The sequence below is a fragment of the Blastococcus sp. SYSU DS0541 genome, from assembly GCF_054050875.1.
The window spans coordinates 1-22,301 of the sequence record NZ_JBJHAD010000027.1 but is presented as its reverse complement, the minus strand read 5'-3'; the positions used below and the strand labels follow the sequence as shown (position 1 = coordinate 22,301).

Here is a 22,301-nt window from a genome sequence, read left to right as displayed (position 1 = left end):
CCCCCCCCCCCCCCCCCCCCCCCCCCCCCCCCCCCCCCCCCCCCCCCCCCCCCCCCCCCCCCCCCCCCCCCCCCCCCCCCCCCCCCCCCCCCCCCCCGGACCCGTCATGCTCTGCAGAGGACGACCTGCGGAGGGCGAGTGGAGCGGGACGAGGCGTTCACGCGGTACGTGGACGAGCGCTGGCCGGTGCTCGTCCGCTCCGCAGTGCTGCTCGGCTGCGCCCGCCCGGAGGCCGAGGACCTGGTGCAGACGGCGCTGGTGCGCTGCTACGTCTCCTGGGACAAGGTCGGCACGGCCGAGAACCGCGACGCCTACGTCTACCGGGTGCTGGTGAACTGCCACCACGACAGCCGCCGCCGGCGCTGGTGGGGCGAGCGGCCGACCGCCGAGGTGCCCGACGTCGCGACCGACGACGGCACCGCGCAGGTGGACGACGCCGACGCGGTGCGCCGGGCGCTCGCGCGGCTGAGCCCGGCGCACCGCGAGGTCGTCGTCCTGCGCTACTACGCCCACCTGGGCGAGCAGCAGATCGCCGACGCGCTGCGCATCGCCCCGGGGACGGTGAAGAGCCGGCTCTCCCGCGCGCTGGCGCAGCTGCAGACCGACCTGGACGTCGCCGAGCTGCGGGGAGGGAGGGCATCGTGACAGAGCGGGAGACCTCGACACTGCTGGGAGAGCTGGCCGACCGGGTGCCGGTGGGCCCGGCGCCGGTGGGCCAGCTGCTGAAGGCCGGCCGCCGGGCGCGCCGTCGCCGCACCGCCGGCGTCTCGCTCGCCGTGGCCGCGGGCGTGGCGGTGGTCGCCGGGGGCGTCGTGACCGTCGTCGACCTGCCGAGCGGGCAGGGCGACGCCGCCGGCTCGGCGTCGGTCCTGGTCGCGGAGGAGCCGCGCGGGGGCGCTCCGGAGGCGGCCGACGCCGATCCGGGCACCGGCATGCCCCCGGCCGACGGCGGGGACGAGCCCGGGACGGCGGCGGGCAGCGAGCTGTCCCAGCTCGCCGAGGACCCGACCGCCGGGCGCACCGGGCCGCTCGACAGCACGGCGACGAGCTCCTGCGCCGTCGAGTACAGCCCGGCCGCGCTGAGCAAGCAGGAGTTCGCCTTCGCCGGCGTGGTGACGGGCATCGGGCCCGCCGTCACGACGCGGCCGGGCGCCTCCGGGCCGCCGGAGGACCTGGTCGGCGTCACCTTCAGCGTGCAGGAGTGGTTCTCCGGCGGCTCCGGCGGCACGGTGACCGTCGACCTCCCGGCGCCGTACGACCCGGCCGCGGGGAGCAGCACGCCGGGCCCGGTCTACGGCGTCGGGTCCCGCCTGCTGGTCAGCGGCGCCGACCGGTGGGAGGGCGACCCGCTGGAGCCGATCGCCTGGCTGTGCGGCTTCACCCGCTACTACGACGAGGAGACCGCGGCTGCCTGGCGCTGACGATCGACCCCGTCCTCCTCCCCGCTCGCACGCCCGCGGCGAGCCTCGGGACGGGTCCGTCAGCGGACGAACGGCTCCTCGCCGGTCTCGCTCACCATGGGCTTCCCGGCGGCCTGCCACTCCCCCATGCCGCCGCCGACGTTCACCGCGTCGAAGCCGTTGGCGTTCAGCCACGCGGCCACGCGCGCCGAGCGGCCACCACCGCGGCAGGTGACGTAGAGCGGGTCCCCCTCGGGCAGCTCGTCGAGCCGGGAGGGGACGTCGCCCATCGGGATGTGCGTGGCGCCCTGGATGTGGCCGTGCACCCACTCGTCGTCCTCGCGGACGTCGAGGACCACGGCGTCCTCGGGCAGCTCGGAGGCGGGCACGGTCGGGACCTGCTGCGGCATCACGCCTCCATCGTGGCACGGGCACCGGCTGCACGACCGGGGTCCTCCGCACTGGGAGGATGGGCGCGATGTCCCCGAGCCACCGGGCTGCCGCAGGCGGCGCCCGCCCGACCCCCGTGCGCGAGCCGGCCTGGGAGCTGCCGCGCTCGGCCATCGGGCTGTGGGTGGTCGAGAGCCTGATCAGCACCGTCTTCGTGTGGCTGGCGATCGGTGCCTTCCTGCTCCTCGTGCCCGCCGACGTCGGCGACCCCGTGCCCCTGCTGCGCCGGCTGGCCCCCCTGGCCGGCGCGGCCTACGCGGTGATCGCGCTGAGCATCCGCCCGTGGTTCAAGCACCGGGTGTACCGGTGGGAGATCACCAACGAGGCCGCGTACACGCGCACCGGCTGGCTCACCCAGACCTGGACGCTGGTGCCGATCTCGCGGATCCAGACCGTCGACGTCACCCGCGGGGTCCTGCAGCAGATGTTCGGCCTGGCCACCGTCGCGGTGCTCACCGCCTCCAGCCAGGGCACCGTGCGGATCTGGCACCTCGAGCAGGGCGTCGCCCAGCGCGTCGCCGACGACCTCGCCCGCCGGGCCGAGCTGGTCCGCGACCAGGCCACCTGAGCCGCCGTGCAGCCCGCGCCCCCACCCCCGCGCCGGCCGGCCGGCCCGCTCCCGCCCTGGCCCCCGCCGCTCGGCCCGCCGCCGGCCCCACCGACGGCCGGCGCCCCGCGGCGGCTCTCGCCGCGCGTCGTCGCCGTCCACACCGCGACGTTCCGCCAGGCCCGCTCCTTCGTGCCCGCGGTCATCCCGATCATCGCGGCGACCGGTTTCGACGGCGGGCTGCGCACCGTCGTCCTCCTCGTCGTCGGCGTCACCGTGCTCTCGCTGCTCACCGCGACGCTGAACTGGTGGCGGTTCAGCTACGCCGACGGGCCCGCCGCCGTCGTCATCACCCGCGGGCTGCTGGCCCGCTCGGTGCGCACCGTGCCCAACGACCGCATCCGCGGCGTCGACGTCGAGGCGCCACCGCTGCACCGCATCTTCGGCCTGGTGCGCGTGCGCATCGACGCCGCCGCCGGGGCGGTCACCGACGGCGACGAGGAGCTGCTGGTCGACGGCATCTCCCGCGCGGAGGGCGACCGACTGCGCGTCGCCGTCCTGACCCACCGCAACGCAGCGGCCCCCGGTCCCGCCCCGGACGGCGAACCGGCGGCCGAGCCGGCCGAGGAGGAGTACGCCCGCTTCGACCACCGCTGGCTGCGCTACGCCCCGCTGATGGGGACCTACCTCGCCGTGCCGCTGGCCGCCGTCGGCGCGCTGTTCCGGCTGGCCGAGGAGCTGCCCGAGCAGTGGACCCCCGAGTTCCAGGAGCCCGACCTCTCCGACGTCCGGCTGATCGGCGTGGGGCTGGTCCTGGCGCTGCTCGTCCTGCTCGTCGGGTCCGTCGTCGGCGCCGCCCTGGTCAACTGGCGTTTCCGGCTGGTGCGCCGCGGCGGCTCGCTGGTCGCCGCCCGCGGGCTGCTCACCCGCCGGCACACCGAGCTGGAGATCGACCGCGTCCGCGGCGTCACGGTCACCGACGGCCTGGGCATGCGGCTGGTGCGGGCGGCGCGGGTCAGCGCCCTGGTCACCGGCCTCGGCGACACCGCCGGGCGCGGGCACCTCTTCCCGCTGGGGCCGCGGGCGGAGGCCTGGGCGCTGGCCCGCCGCGTCACCGAGGACCCCGGCCGGCTCGTCCCGCACCCGCCCGCGGCGCGCCGCCGCCGGGTGCTGCGGGCAGTCGCCTTCGGGGTGCTGGTCAGCGCGGGCGGCGGCGTCCTCCTGGCCGGGGAGGGCGCGTGGTGGCTGCTGGCCGCAGGAGCCGTGCTCACCACGCTGGGCGTCCCGGTCGGGGTCGCCCGCTACCGCGCCCTCGGGCACGCCGCGGGGCCACGGACCTTCACCGTCCGCAGCGGCTGGCTGGTCCGCGAGCAGGCAGTGCTCGAGCGGCGGGCCGTCGTCGGCTGGCAGGTCCGGCAGTCGTTCTTCCAGCGGCGGGCGGGCCTGGCCACGGTCACCGCCTGCGTGGGCGCGGGCAGCGGCGGCTACGCGGCCTTCGACATGGCCGCCGACGAGGTGCCCGGCTTCGCGCTGGCCGCCTCCGAGCCGTGGGCCGGCGCGCTGGGCAGGTGATCCCCCGGGGCCGGGACAACGAACTTCCGAGACCGGTGGTTGTCGATCACGGCCCCGGGTAGCTGGCCCCGCGATGACGTCCTGGGGAACTCAGCCCACGAGGCCACCGGTGTGCCGCACCGGCTCGCCGGCGCCCAGGCCGACGCGGCCGGCCAGCGCCGCCGCCTCCACCCGCGTCGCCACGTCGAGCCGCCGCAGCAGGTGCGCCACCAGCCGCTTCGTCGTCCGCTCCGAGACATGCAGCGTCGTCGCGATGTCCACGGTGCTGGCGCCGTCGGCGATCAGCCGCCACAGCCGCCGCTCGTCGGCGGTCAGCTGGTCGACGAGGCTCCGCTCCCCCGTCGGTGCGGCGTCCTCCAGCAGCTGGCGCAGCAGCGCCTCGGGGAGCACCGACCACCCGTCGAGCACGGCCAGCAGCGGCCGCACCAGCGACTCCGGGTCCGCCGTCTTCGGCAGGAAGCCCGACGCCCCTGCCCGCAGCGCCTCGATCGCGGCGTCGGCCTCGGCCAGCCCCGAGAGCGCGACCACCCGCACCATCGGGTCCGCCCGGCGGACGGCGGCGATGGCCCTCGTCCCGCCGGGCGGTGGCATGTGCAGGTCGACGATCGCGACGTCGGCGTGGTGCCGCCGCACCAGCGCAGCGGCGGCCGACGCGTCGTCCGTCGTCGCCACCACCCGCACCCGGCCCTCGCTGAGCCCCGGCAGGAGCAGGCTCAACCCACGCGTGAACAAGGGGTGGTCGTCCACGACCACCACATCCACCGGCGGCCTGCGGTCAGCAGCGGTCGCGTCGTCGGTCACCCCCACAACTCTCCCGTCGGTCGGTGCGTCTCCCGGCGCCACCGGCCGGCTCCCCGAGGAGGTGCCCGTGACCCTGGCTGCCGACACGCAGTCGTCGACGCGTAACCGTGGACTGCTCAACGATCTCGCCCAGGTGCTGCGCGCGCATCTCCCGCGCCCGCGCCGGGTACCCGCCCCCGACCCGGAGACGCCCAGCCCCGAGGACGCCGTCGTCCGGGCGCTCTGCCACGACATGCGCACCCCGCTGGCCTCGCTGGAGGCCGTGCTGAGGTCGCTCGACCGCGCGCCCGGCCAGGCCGGTGAGCTGCTCGCGCTCGCCCGGGCCCAGACCGCCCACCTCTCCTCGATGCTGCGCACGGCCGACGCCACGGGCGGCGCCGTCCAGCGCTCGCGCGGCACCCGCCCGCTCGGCGACGTCCTGCGTGCCTCCGTGGCGGCCTCCGGGCTGCCCCGGTCCCAGCTCGCGCTGGAGCTGGAGGACGGCGCCGGGGAGATCGGCGTCGGCGACGCCCGCGTGCAGCGCATCCTCCTCAACCTGCTGGAGAACGCCCACCGGCACGGCGACGGCGCACCGGTGCGCCTCCGGGTGACCGCGCGCGACGGCTGGGTGGACCTGGCGATCACCCAGACCGGCGTCCCCGTCGACCGGGTCCTGCAGCACCTGCGGCAGGACCGGCCACCGGTGGACCTCACCGGGCTCGGGCTGTGGTCGGTGCGCCGGCAGGCGGCGGAGCTCGGGGGCCGGGTGCTGTGGTCGGAGGACGGCGCGCGGTTCACCCTGACCGTCCGCCTCCCCGACCGCTGACGGAGGTTGGCACCCCCGGGCCACGGAACGGCACCGGTGGGCCAGCCGGGGCGGGCAGATCCCCTGCGTCACCGCGATCGCGGCGACGTGACGACGCAGAGGAGACACCGTGTTCACGCACACCCAGGCCCTGCAGTACGAGGCGAAGCCCGACGGTCCCGACGCCGCGTTCGCCCGCCGGATGCAGGAGATCCTCGGCGGTCAGTGGGGCGAGATGACCGTCGCCACCCAGTACCTGCTGCAGGGCTGGAACTGCCGGCTGCCCGGCAAGTACAAGGACATGCTCCTGTCCATCGGCACCGAGGAGCTCGCCCACGTCGAGATGATCGTGACGATGATCGACCGACTGCTGGACCACCAGCCGCTCAAGCCGGACGCCGCCGACCGGACCAAGGAGGCGGCGGCCGGGTACGGAGACGTCAACCCGCAGCACGCGATCGTCAACGGCGGCGGCGCCTACTACCGCGACTCCATGGGCCTGCCCTGGAGCGGCGGGTACGTGACCGCGAGCGGCAACCTGATGGCCGACTTCCACTACAACGCCACCGCCGAGATGCAGGGCCGGCTGCAGGTGTCGCGCCTGTACAACATGACCGACGACCCCGGGGTCAAGGAGATGCTGAAGTTCCTGATCGCCCGCGACCACATGCACCAGATGCAGTGGCTCGCCGCGATCGAGGAGCTCAAGGCGGACGGCCTCGAGGGCATCCCGGTGCCCGAGGCCTTCCCGCTGGAGGAGGAGCCGGGCGACGCCGGCTACGCCTTCATCCTCGCCTCCGACGGCCCCGAGGCCGCGGCCGGCCGCTGGGCCCACGGCCCGACCCCGGACGGCCGGGGCGAGTTCACCGCCCGTCCGATCGAGGCCACCGCCGACGCCCCGCAGCTGCCCCCCGGTGACCCGCGGCTCTTCCCGACGCCGCAGATGGAGGGTCAGTCGATGCTGCAGAAGGCCAAGGACATGCTCACCTGAGGTCCGGACCAGCTCGTCGCGCCGTCGCCGTGCCGGCGGCCCGCCCTCCCCGGGTGCGGCCGCCGGCCCGGCGGGCCCAGCCCCTCCCGGAGGTCCTGCCGTGCACCTGCACCTGCCCCGCCTGCCCGTCGCTGCGGTCCTGCTCTCGCTGGTCTACCTGGCGGCGGTCGCCGTCGCGATCAGCGCGCCCGGGCAGCACGCCGTCGCCGGCCTGGTCGTCCTGACCGGCCTGGTCGCCCGCTGGGTGGTCCGCGCCCGCCGTCCCGAGCGCGCGGCCGATCCCGTCGCGCTCGCCGTGGCGGGCACCACCACCGCGGTCGACGCCGTCCTTCCCACCGAGCCCGTCCCTGCCGCGGCCCCGGCGCACGCCACCGCCGCCTGAGCGAGGCCCGACGCGCGAGGCGCGCGCCCCCTCCCGGGGACGCGCGCCACGCAACTGGGTTGAACAGCCTGGCTCCAGGGGCCCGCGCCGAGCGGAGCGAGGTGCGGGGAGGAGCCAGGTCCTCTCAGTGCTTGACGGCCTTCTCCGCCCCGATGCCGGTGAACGCCCGGACCTCGAGCTCGGCCCACTTGGCCTCGTTCGGCTTCTCCTTGGTGACGACGGTGCCCAGCCACCCGAGGATGAACGACGCCGGGATGGAGACCAGCCCGGGGTTGCGCAGCGGGAACCAGGCGAAGTCGACGCCGGGGAACATCGACGTCTCGGTGCCCGAGACCACCGGGGAGAAGAGGATCAGCCCGACGCAGATGATCAGCCCGCCGTAGATCGACCACAGCGCGCCCTGGGTGGTGAACTTCTTCCAGAACAGCGTGTAGAGGATCGTCGGCAGGTTCGCCGAGGCGGCCACCGCGAACGCCAGCGCCACCAGGAAGGCGATGTTCAGCCCGGCGCGCAGCGCCAGGATGCCCAGCCCGATGGAGATGGCGCCGATGACGACGGCGGTGATCCGGGCGACCTTGACCTCGCCGTTGGGCGGGACGTCACCCTTCTTGATCACCGACGCGTAGACGTCGTGGGCGAAGGAGGCCGACGCGGTGATCGTCAGGCCCGCGACCACCGCGAGGATCGTGGCGAACGCGACGCCGGCGATGATGCCGAGCAGCACCGTGCCGCCGAGCTCGAACGCCAGCAGCGGAGCGGCCGCGTTGACGCCACCCGGGGCCGCGACGATCGTCTCGGCACCCACCATGGCGCCGGCGCCGTAGCCGATGATCAGGCTGAACAGGTAGAAGATGCCGATCAGCCAGATGGCCCAGACCACCGACGTCCGGGCGGCCTTCGCCGTCGGCACGGTGTAGAAGCGCATCAGCACGTGCGGGAGGCCGGCGGTGCCGAGCACCAGGGCCAGCGCCAGGCTGATGAAGTCCAGGCGGGTGGTGTCGCTGATGCCGTACTGCGCACCGGGGTTGAGCACGCCCGTCGTGCCCGCGCTCTCCACCGCGCCACCGAGCAGCGCCGACAGGTTGAAGCCGTAGTCGGCGAGCACCCACAGCGTCATGACCAGCGCACCGGCGATGAGCAGACTGGCCTTGATGATCTGCACCCACGTGGTGCCGCGCATGCCGCCGACGAGGACGTAGAAGATCATCAGCGCGCCGACCACCGTGACGACGAGCGCCTCGGCCACCGGCCCGCTCACGCCGAGCAGCAGGGCGACGAGGCCACCGGCGCCGGCCATCTGGGCGAGCAGGTAGAAGAGCGAGACCGCCAGCGTGGAGATCGCGGCCGCGGTGCGCACCGGGCCCTGCCGCATCCGGAAGGCCAGCACGTCGGCCATCGTGAAGCGGGCGGTGTTGCGCATGAGCTCGGCGACGAGCAGCAGAGCGACGAGCCACGCCACCAGGAAGCCGATGGAGTAGAGGAAGCCGTCGTAGCCGTAGATCGCGATGGCGCCGGCGATGCCGAGGAACGAGGCCGCCGAGAGGTAGTCGCCGGCGATCGCCAGGCCGTTCTGCTGGCCGGTGATGGTGCGACCGGCGGCGTAGTAGTCGGCGGCGCTCTTGTTGTTGCGGCTGGCCCGGAAGGTGATGGCCAGGGTGACGACGACGAACGCGCCGAAGATCGAGATGTTGATCGCCGGGTTGCCGATCGTGGCGTCGGCGGCGTGCAGGTCAAGCACGAGTGGCCCCCTCGGTGCGGGTGTCGCCGCCGGCGGGCGTGCCGGGCGCGTAGTCGTGGGCCTCGAGGCGCTCGCGCATCTCGTCGGCGATGGGGTCGGTGCGCCTGTTGGCGTGCGCCACGTAGAGGTGGGTGATGACGAACGTGGTCACGAACTGGCCGAGCCCGAAGAGCAGGCCGACGTTCACGTTGCCGAACACCTGCGTGGACATGAAGTCCGAGGCGTACGTCGAGAGGAGCACGTAGAGCAGGTACCAGACGAGGAACGCCACGGTCATCGGGAAGGCGAAGCTCCGGAAGCGCTTCTTCAGCTCCACGAACTCCGGCGAGTCCTGCGCGGCGCGGTACTCCTCGGGCGTCAGCAGACGCCGTTCCTGTGGATCGGTCAAGGTGCGAGCTCCTGGTTCGATCGAGCGGGCGTCGACATGCGGGCAGTCGGAACTGTGAGCCCTGTCACGGTAGGGCTCGCGGTTCCCGGTGGGCACCGGCCGCGCCGCCGCTGCGCCGAGCGGTGAGCCTGGATCGGCATACGGCAGGTCCGGCGAGACGAGCGGTCGCGCCGTCCACCACGGGCGTCGCGGGAGCACGCCGTCCTCAGCGCGGCAGGACGCCGCGGTCGAGCTGCACCGCCTCGGGGGTGTGCAGCAGGACCATGGTCCGGGCGGCGTGCCGCGGCACCCGCCGGGGCGTGGCCAGGGAGACCGCCACCATGGTGAGGAACGCCAGCGGGACGGTCCAGGCCGCCGGCTGGGCGAGCAGCGCCCCCGGCCACCCGGCCGGCGCCGCGCCCAGCAGGGTGGCCAGCACCGCGCCGCCGGCGCACCCCCCGCCGACGAGCATCCCGGCGATCGCACCGGCGTCCGTGAGCCGGCGCCACCAGATGCCCAGCACCAGCAGCGGGCAGAACGTGGAGGCGGCGAAGGCGAAGGCCAGCCCGACCGCCCGGGCGACGCCCACCCCCTCGGCCAGCAGGGCCAGGCCCAGGGGCACGAGGACGGCGACCACGGCCCCGGCCTGGAAGGCGCGCACGCCGCCGAACCGGCGTCCCAGCCCGTCCTGGCTGATGACGCCCGCGACCGCGACGGTCAGCCCGGACGACGTCGACAGGAAGGCCGCGAACGCCCCCGCCGTGGTCAGCGCCGAGAGCAGCTCGCCCAGCGTGCCGCCCAGCATGCGGGCCGGGAGCTCCAGCACCACCGACTCGGTGTTGCCGCTGGCGATGAGGTCGGGGGCGTAGAGCCGGCCGAGCCCGCCGTACACCGGCGGCAGGAGGTAGAAGACGCCGAGCAGAGCCAGCACGAACAGGGTCGTGCGCCGCGCCGCGGCCCCGTCGGGGTTGGTGTAGAAGCGCACCACGACGTGCGGGAGCCCCATCGTGCCGAGGAACGTGGCGACGATGATCGAGTACGTGGTGTAGAGCTCGTGCTCGCCCGTCCCGGCCAGCGGCGACTCCCAGGAGTCCCCGGGCGTCGTCCCGGTCGAGGCCGGGGAGACGCCGCCGTCCCCGAGCCAGGTGGTGACCATGAACAGCAGCGGGAAAAGCAGCGCGGTGAGCTTCAGCCAGTACTGGAAGGCCTGGACGAAGGTGATGCTGCGCATGCCGCCGAAGAGCACGTTGACCAGCACCACCGTCGCGACGAGCACGCCGCCCAGCCAGGCGCCGGTCCCCGTGGTGGCGGCCAGCGCGAGGCCGGCGCCCTGGAACTGCGGCATCAGGTAGAGCCAGCCGATCGCCACGACCAGCAGCGCGGAGAGCCGGCGCACCCCGCGCGACTCCAGCCGGCTCTCGGCGAAGTCGGGCAGCGTGTAGGCGCCGGAGCGGCGCAGCGGCGCGGCGACGAGGACCAGCAGGACGAGGTAGCCCGCCGTCCAGCCGACCGGGTACCAGAGCATCTCCGTGCCGAAGGCCAGCACCAGGCCGGCGACGCCGAGGAAGGACGCCGCGGAGAGGTACTCCCCACCGATGGCCGAGGCGTTCAGCCCCGGCCGCACGGTGCGGGAGGCCACGAAGAAGTCGCTGGTCGTGCGGGAGAACCGCCAGCCGTAGGCGCCGACCGCCAGCGTGGCCACGATGACGAACGTGACCGCGGTGACGCTGTAGCCCGCGGCGCTCACGACCGCCCGCCGGACGGCCGGGGCGTCACGACCGGTCCAGCACGTCGGTGAAGGCGCGTTCGTTGCGCTCGGCGGCCCGGACGTAGAGCCAGCCGACCACGAAGAGGAACGGGTAGACGGCGAACGCCAGCAGGAGCCACGGGAGCGGCACAGCGAGCACCTCGACCGTGGTCAGGTCGGGCGCGAGCCAGAAGAGCAGGGGGATGCCGCCGACCACCACGACGAGGGTGGTGAGGGCGAGCAGCGCCAGCCGGAGCTGGGAGCGCAGCAGCGAGGACATGTACACCTCGCCCAGCGCGGTCTGGGTCTCAATCTCGCGGGCGCCCGGGACCCGCTGCACGCGCGCCGCGCCGGTGCGCGGGCTCGTGACGCGCACCCGCCGGGGCGTGGGGTCCGGCACCGGTCAACCCCGGCCCGGCGCACCCGGCCGGGCGCGCCGCACCAGGAGGTCGCGCAGCTCCCGTGTGTGCCGCCGGCTCACCACCAGCTCCGTGCCGCCGACGACGACCGTGCACCGCCCGGCGTCCATCCGGACCTCCTCGACGTGCTGGAGCGCGACCAGCAGCGACCGGTGGATCCGCACGAAGCCGGCGTCCTTCCAGGTCTCCTCCAGCGTCGTCAGCGGCACGCGGACCAGGTGGCTGCCCGACGCGGTGTGCAGCCGGGCGTAGTCACCCTGCGCCTCGACGTACCGGACGCTGGATCGCGGGACGAATCTCGTCACACCGCCCAGCTCCACCGCGATGTCGTCGTCCACCGCCACGGGCCCACCGGCCCGCGCGCCGACCACCCGGCGCACCGCTTCGGACAGCCGGTCGTCGCGGACCGGCTTGAGGACGTAGTCGACGGCGCCGAGCTCGAACGCGTCCACCGCGTGGTCGTCGTGCGCGGTGACGAAGACGACCGGCGGCGGCACCTTGAACCGGGACAGCACGCGCGCCAGGTCGACGCCGCCGAGCCCGGGCATCCGGATGTCCAGGAAGACGGCGTCGACCGACCGCTCCTGGAGCAGGCGCAGCGCGTCGGTGGCCGAGTCGCTGGTCAGCACCGCCCCGATCCTCCCGTCCCGCTCGAGCAGCCAGCGCAGCTCCTCGAGGGCCGGGCGTTCGTCGTCCACGACCAGGACGGTCAGCCGGTCTGCGGTCACGGCACCTCCTCGCCGGCGGTCGTCGGCGTCGAGACGGACCGTGCGCGTGCGGGACGTGGCCCACCCGGTCACGGGCGCACCCCGGGCGCGAACTTCGGGACCCGCACGATGACCTTCGTCCCCGCGCCGGGGCAGGTCTCGACGACCAGACCGTAGTCGTCCCCGAAGGCGGTGCGCAGGCGGGCATCGACGTTGCCCAGCCCCACCGAGTCGACCGAGACGTCACCGGCGAGGGCCCGCCGCACCTTCTCCGGGTCCTCGCCGATCCCGTCGTCCTCCACCGAGATCAGGCACTCGCCGCCCTGGTCGGCGGCGATGATGGTCACCGTCCCGGTGCCGGGCTTGCGTTCGAGGCCGTGCCGCACCGCGTTCTCCACCAGCGGCTGCAGGCAGAGGAACGGGACGGCGACCGGCAGGACCTCCTGCGCCACCCGGAGGGTGACCTGGAGCCGGTCGCCGAACCGCGCCTTCTCGAGCACCAGGTACCGCTCGATCGACCGGAGCTCCTCGGCCAGGGTCGTGTACTCGCCGTGGTGGCTGAAGGAGTACCGGGTGAAGTCGGCGAACTCCAGCAGGAGCTCCCGTGCCCGCTCGGGGTCGGTCCGGACGAACGAGGCGATCGCGGTCAGCGAGTTGTAGATGAAGTGCGGGCTGATCTGCGCCCGCAGCGCCCGGACCTCGGCCTCCATCAGCCGCGTCCGCGAGGCGTCGAGCTCGGCGAGCTCCAGGTTCCCCGACACCCAGCGCGCGACCTCGGTCACGGCCCGGACGAGCCCGGCGGAGGCCGACGAGGTGAACGCCTGCAGGGTGCCGACCACCCGGTCCTCCACCACCAGCGGGCTGATCACCACCTGGCGCAGCCCGCACCCGGCGTCCGAGCAGGGGAAGTTCCTGCGGTCCCGGACCACCGTGTTGCCCGACTCCAGGACGACGGCGGCGAGCGCTGCCGCGTCCTGCTCGTGGTGCCCGAAGCGGCCGTCCCAGGCCAGCGTCGTCACGGTGTCGGTCAGCGCGACGGCCGGGACCCCGAGCAGGTCGCGCAGGTGCCGGATCGCGCGTCCGGCGGAGCCGCTGGTCAGGCCCTCCCGCAGCTCCGGCGCCGTGAGCGAGGCCGAGTGGAGGGTCCGGAACGTGGCGTGCTCCGCCTCCGTGCCCAGGTGGCCGGGGCGCAGCCATCGCAGTGCGTCACGCATCGCCGGTTCTCCCTCCAGGCCGGCCGGCCGTCGGACCGGAAGCCAGCAGACCCTAGATCCTGACGGCTCGCGCGGGCGCGCGACGCGGGGACAGCCCGGAGCGGGGCGTCTCGCCCAGGACGAGACGTAGCCGGATCGCTCCACCGCCGTAACGCCGCGCGAACACGGCCCCGGTGCAATGGCTCATGGTCGCGATCAGCGCTCTGCCCTCGGGTTGGTTCGCGGTGGCCCGGGCCGCCGACGTGGGGACGACGCCGGTGCCGGTGGGCGCCGGCGGGCGGGCCTGGGTGGTGGTGCGGCTGCGGCCAGGTGCCGAGGTCAGCGCCTTCCCGGCGCAGTGCCCGCACCGGGCCGCCCCGCTGGCCACCGCCACGGTCTCCGGTGGGCGGCTCGAGTGCTCCCGCCACGGCTGGCGCTTCGACGCCGACGGCCGGTGCGTCTCCGCCCCCGCCCTCGGCCCGGCGGGCGTGCCGCCCCCGCGAGCGGACCTGCCCGTGCCCTGGGCGGTCGAGGAGCGGCACGGCTGGGTCTGGCTGGCCCCCGACCGCACCGCCCTGCCGCTGCCGCCCCGGCCCGTGGTACCGCCCGCGCCCGAGGCGGTGCCACCCGCCCCCGGGCCCCGGGGCCCGGTGTTCGGCAACCTCGACCCCTCGCTCGCCGCGGCCTGGCACCCGGTGGCACTCTCCCCCGAGCTGCGGCCCGGCGGCTGGCTGCAGGTCCGGCTGCTCGGGCGCACGTGGACGCTGCGGCGGGACGGCGACGAGGTGCGCGCCGATCCGCCCGCGCACGGCGTCCGGGAGCGGCAGGGCGTGGTCGAGCTGGCCCCGTCCGCGCCGGTCGAGGTCCCGCTGGAGGTGCCGGAGGACGCCGACCGCCGGTTCCTGCACCGCTGGCTCGCCCCCCGCCGCACCCCGGCCCCCGCGGCCGTCGTCGCCGACCTCCTCCTGGACGTCGCGCGGCTGCCCTTCGTGCACGGCGCCACGACCGGGGCCGCCGACCACCCGGAGGTGCCGCCCTACGAGGTGGTCCGGGAGACCGGCGGTCTGCGCTCGGTGCAGGAGCAGTGGTGCGACGACCCGCTCGACCCCGAGGTGGCCCTGGGCGGGCGGCCGCTGCGGCAGCGCCGTCGGGTGACCTACGTGCACCGGGTCCCCTTCGCCCTGCGGGTCCGCCGCGACCAGCTCGACTCGGGGGCGGCGACGACCGTGGTCACCCTGCTGCAGCCGGAGGACGCCGACTCCACCCGCGTGCTCACCCGGCTGCTGCACTCCGCCGGGCCGGGGCGGCCGCTGCCCTCGCGCGCGCTGATGGCCGCGCACGCCGCCGCCGAGCAGCGGGCCCTCGACGCCGACCTCGCGCTGCTGGTGGGCACCGGGCTCCCCGGCCTGCCGCTGGACCGCCGGGACGAGCTGCACCTGCCCGCCGACCTGCTGGGGGTGGCGCTCCGGGACGCCCTCTGCGACTTCCGGGCGACCGGGCGCACGCGCGCGGCCGCCTGACCGGCTCACTCCCCCGGCAGGCGCTCCCCGCACCGCGGGCAGGCGGTGGGCGGGTCCTCGTCGGCCAGCCCGCCGCAGGCCGGGCACACCCGGCGCAGCCAGCACGCCGGGTCGCCGCCGTCGTCGTCGGGCCGGTACCGGCGCTCGTCCTCCACGCGTCCACCCCCAATGCGACAACTCTGTTGCGGTCCGCCCACCGGAGGGTCGGGGGGACCGGCCGGGGTAGCCCTGGACGGTCGTACGCCACTCCGGGAGGACCAGCATGACCCGCCGCTCGCGCAGGCACCCGTTCGCCGCCCTGCTCTTCGCCACCGCGCTGCCCCTGGCGGCCTGCGGGACCGTCGCCGAGGAGGAGGAGTCGGCGAACCCGATCGAGGAGTTCGGCACGGAGGTCGACGGCGGCAACCCCGGCCCGGACGAGGCGGTGACCGAGGACATCAAGATCACCGCCCTGGGCCTCGCCTACCCGGAGGACGAGGTGTGGGAGGTCGGCGAGGACGTGACGCTCTACGCCGCGATCGCCAACACCGGGACGACCGGCGACCAGCTGATCGACGTCCGCGGCGAGGACTTCGCCGGGGCGGAGCTGACGTCGCTGGACGGGACCGACGGCGCGATCGACGTGCCCGAGGAGGACAACGTCTACCTGGAGCCGGAAGGCCCGCCGTCGGTGGTGCTCACCGACCTGGACACCACCCTGCGCTCGTCGCAGTCGATCCCGGTCACGTTCGTGTTCGAGGAGGCCGGTGAGATCACCATGGAGGCCCCGGTCGTCTCCGCGCCCCCCGGTCAGGGCGACTTCGAGGCACCGGAGGACCCGACCTCTGAGAACTGATCCGCCCACGGAAGGACCCGGGGATCATCCCGAGGGGCGACGAGACCGACGCAACGGCTCCCTAGGCTCGCGGGCATGGAACGCCCGCCCGCCGCCGAGGGCCTGGTCCCCTGGCTGCGGGACCGGCCCTTCGTCGTCGACGCGGGGCTGGCCGCCGTCATCGGCCTGGTCACCGTCGTCCTGCCCGCCGGCGCCTACTGGCCCGGCGAGGCGGCGGCGTTCGTCGTCGGCGTGCTGCTGGTGGCCCCGCTGGCGTGGCGGCGCCGGGCGCCGGTCCACGCCGCGGCCGCCGTCGTCGCGGCCGGCGTGCTCGAGCTGGTCGTCGTCGACCAGTTCCTGGCCGCCAACTGCGCGGCGCTGGTGATGGTCTACTCGCTGGCCGGCTACGCCCCGCGCTGGGCGAGCCAGGCCGGGCTCGGCATCGGCCTGGCCGGCGCGGCCCTCGCCGCCCTGCGGTACTTCGGCGGGGGCCTCACCGAGAGCACGATCCTCACCGCCGGGGCGATCGGCGTCTCGGTGGTCGCCGCCTGGGCGCTGGGCGACCTGCGGCGGGCGCGGCTCCAGCGGTTGGCCTCGCTGGAGGAGCGCGCCCAGCTGCTGGAGCTCGAGCGGGACCAGGAGATGCGGCTGGCCGCGACCGCCGAGCGCGCCCGCATCGCCCGCGAGATGCACGACGTCGTCGCGCACTCCCTGTCGGTCGTCATCGCGCAGGCCGACGGCGGCCGCTACGCCGGGAAGGCCGACCCGCAGGCGGCCACCGACGCGCTGGAGGCGATCGCCGCGACCGGCCGGCAGGCGCTCACCGACATGCGCGCCCTGCTCGGCGTGCTCCGGGACGGCGGCGGGGAGGAGTACGCCCCGCAGCCCGACGTCGGCGCGATCCCGGCGCTGGTCGAAGACGTGCGCGCCAGCGGCCTCGACGTCGACCTCATCATCGAGGGGACGCCGCAGCCGATGCCGGCCGGACCGCAGCTGGCCGCCTACCGGATCGTGCAGGAGTCGCTCACCAACGTGCTCAAGCACGCCGGCCCGGCCGGCCGCGCCTGGGTGCGGCTGCAGTGGCGGCCCGACGCGCTGGAGCTCTCCGTCCTCGACGACGGCCGCGGCGCGGCGGCGGCGATCACCGGGTCCGACGGCCGGGGCCAGGGGCTGCGCGGCATGCGCGAGCGCGCCCAGCTCCACGGCGGGCGGCTGGAGGCCGGCCCCCGGCACGGTGGCGGGTTCGGCGTGCACGCCGCCCTGCCCTACCGTTCGCCCCGATGAGCGACGCAATCCGGGTCGTCCTGGTGGACGACCAGCAGATGGTCCGGGCCGGTTTCCGCATGGTCATCGAGTCGCAGCCCGACCTGACCGTGGTCGGCGAGGCCGGCGACGGCGCGGCGGCGGTCGAGCTGCTGGCCGGCACCCCCGCCGACGTCGTGCTCATGGACATCCGCATGCCCGGCACCGACGGCATCGAGGGCACCCGGCGGATCACCGCGCTGCCCGAGCCGCCGCGGGTCGTCGTCCTGACCACCTTCGACCTCGACGAGTACGTGGTCGCCGCCATCGGGGCCGGGGCCAGCGGTTTCCTGCTCAAGGACGCCGCCCCCGAGGAGATGCTGGCCGCGATCCGCACCGTGCACGCGGGCGACTCCGTCATCGCGGCGAGCTCCACCCGCCGGCTGCTGCAGCACGTGGCGCCCCTGCTCCGCGGCGGCGTGGCCGGCGGGGTGCTGCCGGCCACGGGCGGGGACGACGCCGCGCTGGCCGAGCTCACGCCCCGCGAGCGCGAGGTGCTCGAGCAGATGGCCTACGGCGCCACCAACAGCGAGATCGCCGCGCAGTTCTTCGTCAGCGAGGCGACGGTGAAGACGCACGTGGGCCGCGTGCTGGCCAAGACCGGCTCCCGCGACCGGGTGCAGGCCGTCGTCCTGGCGTACCGCTCCGGGCTGGTCGCCCCCGCGGACCTGCTCCGCAACGCCTGAGCCCGCAACCCGCCCCCTCACCCGCGCGCCGGTGCCGGGCGACCGGGGCCGGTACGACCTGGGGATGACAGCGGAGATCGTCCTGGGCTCCGACGCGGGACGACGCCTCCCGGCGAGAGCGTGAGCACCGTCGTCGTCCCCCGACCTCGGAGGCATCCCGTGTCCGTCCCCGTCATGACCGTCCCCGGCGAGCCGCCGGCGTCCCTGTCCGGCGCCGCCGTCCGCGCCACCGGCCTGCGCAAGACCTACGGCAGCGGTGAGACCGCCGTGCACGCGCTGGCCGGCGTCGACGTCGCCTTCGCCCGTGGCGAGTTCACCGCGATCATGGGCCCCTCGGGCAGCGGCAAGTCCACGCTGATGCACTGCCTGGCGGGGCTCGACACCGCGACGGCCGGCCAGGTGTGGCTGGGCGACACCGAGCTCACCCGCCTGCGCGACGACCAGCTCACCACGCTGCGCCGCCGGCGGATCGGGTTCGTCTTCCAGGCGTTCAACCTGCTGCCCGTGCTGCCCGCGCGCGAGAACATCGTGCTGCCGATGCAGCTGGCCGGGCAGCGCCCCGACCCCGTCTGGTTCGACGACGTCGTCGCGCGCCTCGGCCTGCGCGAGCGGCTGGGCCACCGCCCGCACGAGCTCTCCGGCGGCCAGCAGCAGCGCGTGGCGATCGCCCGCGCCCTGCTCGCCCGCCCCGACGTCGTCTTCGCCGACGAGCCCACCGGCAACCTCGACTCCCGCAGCGGCGCCGAGGTGCTCGGCCTGCTGCGCTCCAGCGTGAAGGAGACCGGCCAGACCGTCGTCATGGTCACCCACGACGCCTCGGCCGCCGCGTACGCCGACCGCGTGGTGCTGCTCGCCGACGGCCGGCTGGCCGGCGAGCTCACCGACCCGACCGCGGCGTCCGTGCTCGACGCGCTCCGCGACCTGGGGGCCTGACCCGTGCGCGCAGTGACGCTGGCGAGCATCCGGGCGCACCTGCCCCGCCTGATCGCCTCCACCCTCGCGATCGTCATCGCCGTGGGCTTCGTGGTCGCCACCCTGGTGCTCAACGAGACCACCCGCGCCACCGTGCTGACGGCGGCCGGAGCCCCGTACGTGGAGACCGACGTCGTCGTCACCTCCGACAGCGGCGTGGGCCTGGCCGGGCACGTCGACACCCTCACCGGGCTGTCCGGCGTGCAAGCCGTCGACCCGACCTGGCAGACCTCCGTGCAGGCGGTCACCCCCGGGCGCACCGGCGCCCAGTACCTGCTGGTCGAGTCGGTGGCCGCCGACCCGCAGCTGCGCTGGCAGGAGCTGGCCGACGGCGCGCTGCCCGCACGGCCGGGGGAGATGGCGGTCAGCGAGCGCGTCGGCGCCGCTGTCGGCGACGTCGTCCCCGTCACGAGCTACGACGACGAGGGCACCGGGGTCACCACGGACACCACCGTGACCGGGGTGGTCGACCTGGGCGGGGACCCCACCGCCGGGATCTACGGCAAGGTCTACGTCGTCGCCGACCAGGCCCGGGCCTGGGGCGCGATCGAGCCGACCGAGCTGCGGATCGCCGGGACCACCGCCCCCGACGTCCTGGCCGGCGAGGTGCGCGCCGCCCTGTCCGACGCGGAGGTCACGGTCCGCACCGGCACGGAGCAGGCCGAGAACTCCGTCGCCGCCCTGACCGGCGACGCCACCTGGCTGACCACCGCGCTGCTGGTGTTCGCCACCATCGCCGTCGTCGTCGCCGGGCTGGTCATCGCGAACACCTTCGCCGTGCTGCTGGCCCAGCGCACCCGCGACCTGGCGCTGCTGCGCTGCGTCGGCGCCACCGCCCGGCAGGTGCGGCGCAGCGTGCTCGGCGAGGCCCTGCTCACCGGGCTGGCCGCCTCGGTGGTCGGCGTGCTGGCCGGCGTCGCGCTCTCCGCCGCCGTCTCCGCGGTGGTGTCGGGGACGGACTCCCCCGTCCCGCTGTCGGGGGTGTCCGTGCCGCTGCACGCCGTGCTGGTCGGCCTCGCCGTCGGCACGGCGACCACGCTGATCGCCGCGCTGGCCCCGGCCCGCGCCGCCACCCGGGTCGCCCCGCTCAGCGCGCTGCGGCCCACCGACCCGGCGCCGCTGCGCTCCCGCGGGGGCGTCGCCCGGCTGGTCACGGGGCTGCTGCTCGCCGTCCCCGGCGTCGGCCTCATGGCCCTCGGCGTGGGGACCGCTCAGCTCCTGGTCTCGCTGGCCGGAGGGGTGCTCAGCGCGCTGGGGATCCTGCTGCTCGCGCAGCGAGCCGTGCCCCCGATCGTGGCGGCGGCGGGCGGGGTGCTCGGTCGGTTCGGCGGGCTCCCGGCCCGCCTGGCCAGCGGGAACGCCACCCGCAACCCCCGGCGGACGGCGGCCACCGCGACCGCGCTGCTCATCGGGGTCACCCTGACCACCGCGATGGTGGTGGGCGCCAGCTCGACGCGGGCCACCGCGCAGGCCGGTCTCGCGGCGGCCTACCCGACCGACGTGGTCGTCAGCGGCTCGGGCGACGAGCTGACCAGCTCTCTGCAGGGCCGGCTGGCATCGGTGGACGGCGTCGTCGCCACCGCCGCGCTGACCGGGGCCGAGCTCACCGGGCCGGGCGACACACCCACGCTGGCCGCCGGCGTCGACGCGGCGGAGGCGCTGCCGGTGCTGCGCTCGACGGCCGACACGACGCTGCCCGAACCGGGGCAGGTCGTGCTCGACGGCTGGAGCGCCGAGCACTGGGGGGTCCGGGCCGGCGACCCGGTGACCCTGACCGCCGGCGACCGGTCCCGCACGCTGACCGTGGTGGCCGGCGAGACCGACTACCCGCTGCTGGCGGCCACCGACCTGCAGGCGCTGGCGCCCGGGGCACCGGTGGACACCATGTGGCTGCGGCTGGCCGACACCGCCGACCAGACCGCGGTGATCGACGAGATCACCGACCTGGCCGGCAACGCGCTGCCCGCCTCGTTCGTGACGGGGCTGGCCAGCGAGCGGGCCGCGATCGACGAGGTGGTCGACGTCCTGCTGCTCGTGGTCACCGGGCTGCTCGGCGTGGCGGTGCTCATCGCGCTGATCGGGGTGGGCAACACGCTGGCGCTGTCGGTGGTCGAGCGGCGGCAGGAGAGCGGGCTGCTGCGGGCGCTGGGCCTGACCCGCGGCCAGCTGCGCGCCCTGCTGGCCTGGGAGGCGGTGCTCGTCGCCGGCGTGGCCGCGGTGCTGGGCGTGCTGCTGGGCAGCGTGTACGGGCTGGTCGGCGTCGCGTCGGCGCTCGGCTCGTACGGCGAGCTGGTGCTGAGCATGCCGTGGCTGCAGGTCGGCGCCATCGTGCTGGTCGCCACGGTGGCGGGGCTGCTCGCCTCGGTGCTGCCGGCGCGGCGCGCGGCGCGGACCCCGCCGGTGGCCGCCATCGCCGGCTGACCCCGCCACGATCACCGGACCTGATCGTGCGGTGTCCTCCCTCAGCGCCCACCGTGAGGGAGGACGCTGCACGATCAGGTCCCCTGGTCATGTCGGGAGGACGTCGCTCGCCTCACAGCCGCCATCCATCTCCGGCTGGGATGCTCGAAGCGTGCCGTCCCGCATCGCTCGCCGCACCGCCCTCACCGCCGCCCTCCTCGCCGGCCCCGTGGGCTGGGTGACCGCCGCCGCCTGGGGCCTGCCGACGGCCCTGGGCGCGCACCGCCGCCGGCTCCGCCCCGTCGTGGCCGGGTCGCCGCAGTTCTCCGAGGGCAAGTTCCACAACCGCATGCCCACCCCGGCGCTCTCCCCGGCCAACACCCGCGACGGGCTCCTCCGGCAGTGGCACGAGGAGCGGCACGTCGGGCTGCCGGGTGGCCCGATCCCGCTGGCGCAGGCCCAGCTGCCGGACGACGCCGCCGAGCTCGCCGTCACCTGGTTCGGCCACGCCAGCGCGCTGCTCGAGATCGACGGTCACCCGGTGCTCCTGGACCCGGTGTGGGGTCACCGCGTCTCGCCGTCACCGATCATCGGGCCCACCCGGCTGCACGAGCCGCCGATGGCCCTGGACGAGCTGCCGCAGGTGGACGCGGTGCTCATCTCCCACGACCACTACGACCACCTCGACCTCCCCACCGTCCGCACGCTGCTGCGCACCCAGCGCGCGCCGTGGGTGGTACCGCTCGGCATCGGGGAGCACCTGAGGAAGTGGGGCGTCCCCGAGGCCCGGATCGTCGAGCTCGACTGGGAGGGCGAGCACCGCATCGGCGACCTGGCGCTCACCTGCACCGAGGCCCGCCACTTCTCCGGCCGGTACTTCCACCGCGACACCACCCTCTGGGCTTCCTGGGTGGTGTCCGGCCCGCGGCACCGGGCGTTCTTCGGCGGCGACACCGGCTACACCCCGGCGTTCGCGGGCATCGGCGCGCGGCTGGGCCCCTTCGACCTCACCCTGCTGCCGATCGGCGCCTACAACGACGCCTGGCACGCGATCCACATGGACCCCGAGGAGGCGGTGCGCGCGCACGGCGACCTGGGCGGGCGCGTCCTGCTGCCGGTGCACTGGGCCACCTTCAACCTGGCGTTCCACCGGTGGTCCGAGCCGGTGGAGCGGCTGCTCACCGCGGCCCGCGCCCGCGGTGCCGACGTCGTCGTCCCGCAGCCCGGCGAGCGGATCGACGTGCTCTCCCCGCCACCGCTGCGCGACTGGTGGACGGCGGTGGGGTCGGCCCGGCCCGACGCGGAGCCGGACGACGCCGGCGTCGGCAGCAGCGTCCTCGTGCGGGCGCTCACCCGCCTGGCGTCACTGCTCCCCGGCTAGCTGTAGTGACCAGGTAGGTCGTTGACGCGGCTGATCGGTGGTTGGCCGTCGAGTGCGGTGTGGCTGCGGTGGTGGTTGTAAGTGTGCAGCCAGCCGGGGAGCACGTCGGCGCGTTCGCGGCTGGAGTG

The 22,301-nt window shown here is 75.5% G+C and carries 23 protein-coding genes and 1 pseudogene; 14 read left to right on the top strand and 10 right to left on the bottom strand.

Going from position 1 to position 22,301, the window contains the following annotated elements; all coding sequences use genetic code 11:
* Positions 1–138 precede the first annotated feature (138 nt).
* The gene (locus ACI794_RS19925) at positions 139–645 is read left to right on the top strand and encodes a SigE family RNA polymerase sigma factor (RefSeq protein WP_456582515.1); all 507 of its coding nucleotides are present in this window, start codon (positions 139–141) and stop codon (positions 643–645) included.
* Positions 642–1,421: a hypothetical protein gene (locus tag ACI794_RS19920; RefSeq protein ID WP_456617190.1), complete on the top strand. Its 780-nt coding sequence runs from the start codon at positions 642–644 to the stop codon at positions 1,419–1,421. The genes ACI794_RS19925 and ACI794_RS19920 overlap by 4 nt, the downstream gene beginning before the upstream one ends.
* Before the next feature lie 59 nt (positions 1,422–1,480).
* On the opposite strand, the gene ACI794_RS19915 is transcribed toward ACI794_RS19920, so the two are convergent.
* A complete protein-coding gene (locus tag ACI794_RS19915) occupies positions 1,481–1,810 on the bottom strand; it encodes a rhodanese-like domain-containing protein (protein WP_456604086.1) in 330 nt (109 codons plus the stop codon).
* 68 nt (positions 1,811–1,878) lie between these two features.
* Between ACI794_RS19915 and ACI794_RS19910 the strand changes: the two genes are divergently transcribed.
* Positions 1,879–2,418, top strand: coding sequence for a PH domain-containing protein (locus ACI794_RS19910; RefSeq protein ID WP_456604085.1), 540 nt, complete (start codon positions 1,879–1,881; stop codon positions 2,416–2,418).
* Positions 2,419–2,424: 6 nt separating this feature from the next.
* Positions 2,425–3,969 carry a PH domain-containing protein gene (locus ACI794_RS19905; RefSeq protein WP_456617189.1) on the top strand — a complete coding sequence of 515 codons (1,545 nt, stop codon included), beginning with the start codon at positions 2,425–2,427 and terminating at the stop codon, positions 3,967–3,969.
* 90 nt (positions 3,970–4,059) lie between these two features.
* Here the strand turns inward: ACI794_RS19905 and ACI794_RS19900 are convergent, their stop codons facing one another.
* Positions 4,060–4,770, bottom strand: coding sequence for a response regulator (locus ACI794_RS19900; RefSeq protein WP_456604083.1), 711 nt, complete (start codon positions 4,768–4,770; stop codon positions 4,060–4,062).
* A 67-nt stretch (positions 4,771–4,837) separates the two neighbouring features.
* On the opposite strand from ACI794_RS19900, the gene ACI794_RS19895 reads away from it, so the two are divergent.
* The 3 genes from ACI794_RS19895 (at position 4,838) to ACI794_RS19885 (ending at position 6,927) form a co-directional block, all read left to right on the top strand.
* A complete protein-coding gene (locus tag ACI794_RS19895; RefSeq protein WP_456617188.1) occupies positions 4,838–5,575 on the top strand; it encodes a sensor histidine kinase in 738 nt (245 codons plus the stop codon).
* A 109-nt stretch (positions 5,576–5,684) separates the two neighbouring features.
* Entirely contained in the window at positions 5,685–6,545 is an 861-nt protein-coding gene (locus ACI794_RS19890; RefSeq protein WP_456582522.1) for a manganese catalase family protein, read from the top strand.
* A 100-nt stretch (positions 6,546–6,645) separates the two neighbouring features.
* On the top strand, positions 6,646–6,927 hold the full coding sequence (locus ACI794_RS19885) for a hypothetical protein (RefSeq protein ID WP_456604081.1): 282 nt from the start codon (positions 6,646–6,648) through the stop codon (positions 6,925–6,927).
* Between the two features lie 124 nt (positions 6,928–7,051).
* Here ACI794_RS19885 and ACI794_RS19880 read toward each other — a convergent pair whose 3' ends face one another.
* The 6 genes from ACI794_RS19880 to ACI794_RS19855 form a co-directional block, all read right to left on the bottom strand.
* Positions 7,052–8,665 (bottom strand): solute symporter family protein, encoded by a 1,614-nt coding sequence (locus ACI794_RS19880; protein WP_456604080.1) that lies wholly within the window; start codon positions 8,663–8,665, stop codon positions 7,052–7,054.
* Complete coding sequence (locus ACI794_RS19875; RefSeq protein ID WP_456582525.1) at positions 8,658–9,053, bottom strand: DUF485 domain-containing protein; 396 nt, start codon at positions 9,051–9,053, stop codon at positions 8,658–8,660. The genes ACI794_RS19880 and ACI794_RS19875 overlap by 8 nt, the downstream gene beginning before the upstream one ends.
* A gap of 205 nt (positions 9,054–9,258) precedes the next feature.
* Positions 9,259–10,779 carry a sodium/solute symporter gene (locus tag ACI794_RS19870; protein WP_456582526.1) on the bottom strand — a complete coding sequence of 507 codons (1,521 nt, stop codon included), beginning with the start codon at positions 10,777–10,779 and terminating at the stop codon, positions 9,259–9,261.
* A 25-nt stretch (positions 10,780–10,804) separates the two neighbouring features.
* Positions 10,805–11,179, bottom strand: a complete 375-nt coding sequence (locus ACI794_RS19865) for a hypothetical protein (protein WP_456617187.1) — start codon at positions 11,177–11,179, stop codon at positions 10,805–10,807.
* Positions 11,180–11,182: 3 nt separating this feature from the next.
* The gene (locus tag ACI794_RS19860) at positions 11,183–11,926 is read right to left on the bottom strand and encodes a LytR/AlgR family response regulator transcription factor (protein WP_456617186.1); all 744 of its coding nucleotides are present in this window, start codon (positions 11,924–11,926) and stop codon (positions 11,183–11,185) included.
* Positions 11,927–11,994: 68 nt separating this feature from the next.
* Entirely contained in the window at positions 11,995–13,119 is a 1,125-nt protein-coding gene (locus tag ACI794_RS19855; RefSeq protein ID WP_456604078.1) for a sensor histidine kinase, read from the bottom strand.
* A gap of 173 nt (positions 13,120–13,292) precedes the next feature.
* Between ACI794_RS19855 and ACI794_RS19850 the strand changes: the two genes are divergently transcribed.
* The gene (locus tag ACI794_RS19850) at positions 13,293–14,618 is read left to right on the top strand and encodes a Rieske 2Fe-2S domain-containing protein (protein ID WP_456617185.1); all 1,326 of its coding nucleotides are present in this window, start codon (positions 13,293–13,295) and stop codon (positions 14,616–14,618) included.
* Positions 14,619–14,623: 5 nt separating this feature from the next.
* On the opposite strand, the gene ACI794_RS19845 is transcribed toward ACI794_RS19850, so the two are convergent.
* Positions 14,624–14,773 (bottom strand): hypothetical protein, encoded by a 150-nt coding sequence (locus tag ACI794_RS19845; RefSeq protein ID WP_456604076.1) that lies wholly within the window; start codon positions 14,771–14,773, stop codon positions 14,624–14,626.
* Between the two features lie 107 nt (positions 14,774–14,880).
* Between ACI794_RS19845 and ACI794_RS19840 the strand changes: the two genes are divergently transcribed.
* From ACI794_RS19840 to ACI794_RS19815, 6 genes are all read left to right on the top strand, one after another.
* Positions 14,881–15,453, top strand: coding sequence for a copper chaperone PCu(A)C (locus ACI794_RS19840; protein ID WP_456604075.1), 573 nt, complete (start codon positions 14,881–14,883; stop codon positions 15,451–15,453).
* Between the two features lie 75 nt (positions 15,454–15,528).
* The gene (locus tag ACI794_RS19835; protein WP_456617184.1) at positions 15,529–16,716 is read left to right on the top strand and encodes a sensor histidine kinase; all 1,188 of its coding nucleotides are present in this window, start codon (positions 15,529–15,531) and stop codon (positions 16,714–16,716) included.
* A complete protein-coding gene (locus ACI794_RS19830; protein WP_456617183.1) occupies positions 16,713–17,420 on the top strand; it encodes a response regulator in 708 nt (235 codons plus the stop codon). The genes ACI794_RS19835 and ACI794_RS19830 overlap by 4 nt, the downstream gene beginning before the upstream one ends.
* 159 nt (positions 17,421–17,579) lie before the next feature.
* Positions 17,580–18,353: an ABC transporter ATP-binding protein gene (locus ACI794_RS19825; protein ID WP_456604072.1), complete on the top strand. Its 774-nt coding sequence runs from the start codon at positions 17,580–17,582 to the stop codon at positions 18,351–18,353.
* 3 nt (positions 18,354–18,356) lie between these two features.
* Positions 18,357–20,813: an ABC transporter permease gene (locus ACI794_RS19820; protein ID WP_456604071.1), complete on the top strand. Its 2,457-nt coding sequence runs from the start codon at positions 18,357–18,359 to the stop codon at positions 20,811–20,813.
* 151 nt (positions 20,814–20,964) lie between these two features.
* Entirely contained in the window at positions 20,965–22,173 is a 1,209-nt protein-coding gene (locus tag ACI794_RS19815) for an MBL fold metallo-hydrolase (RefSeq protein ID WP_456617182.1), read from the top strand.
* Here ACI794_RS19815 and ACI794_RS19810 read toward each other — a convergent pair.
* Positions 22,170–22,301 (bottom strand): annotated as a pseudogene (locus tag ACI794_RS19810) (IS481 family transposase); the annotation flags it as partial. The gene ACI794_RS19815 and the pseudogene ACI794_RS19810 overlap by 4 nt on opposite strands.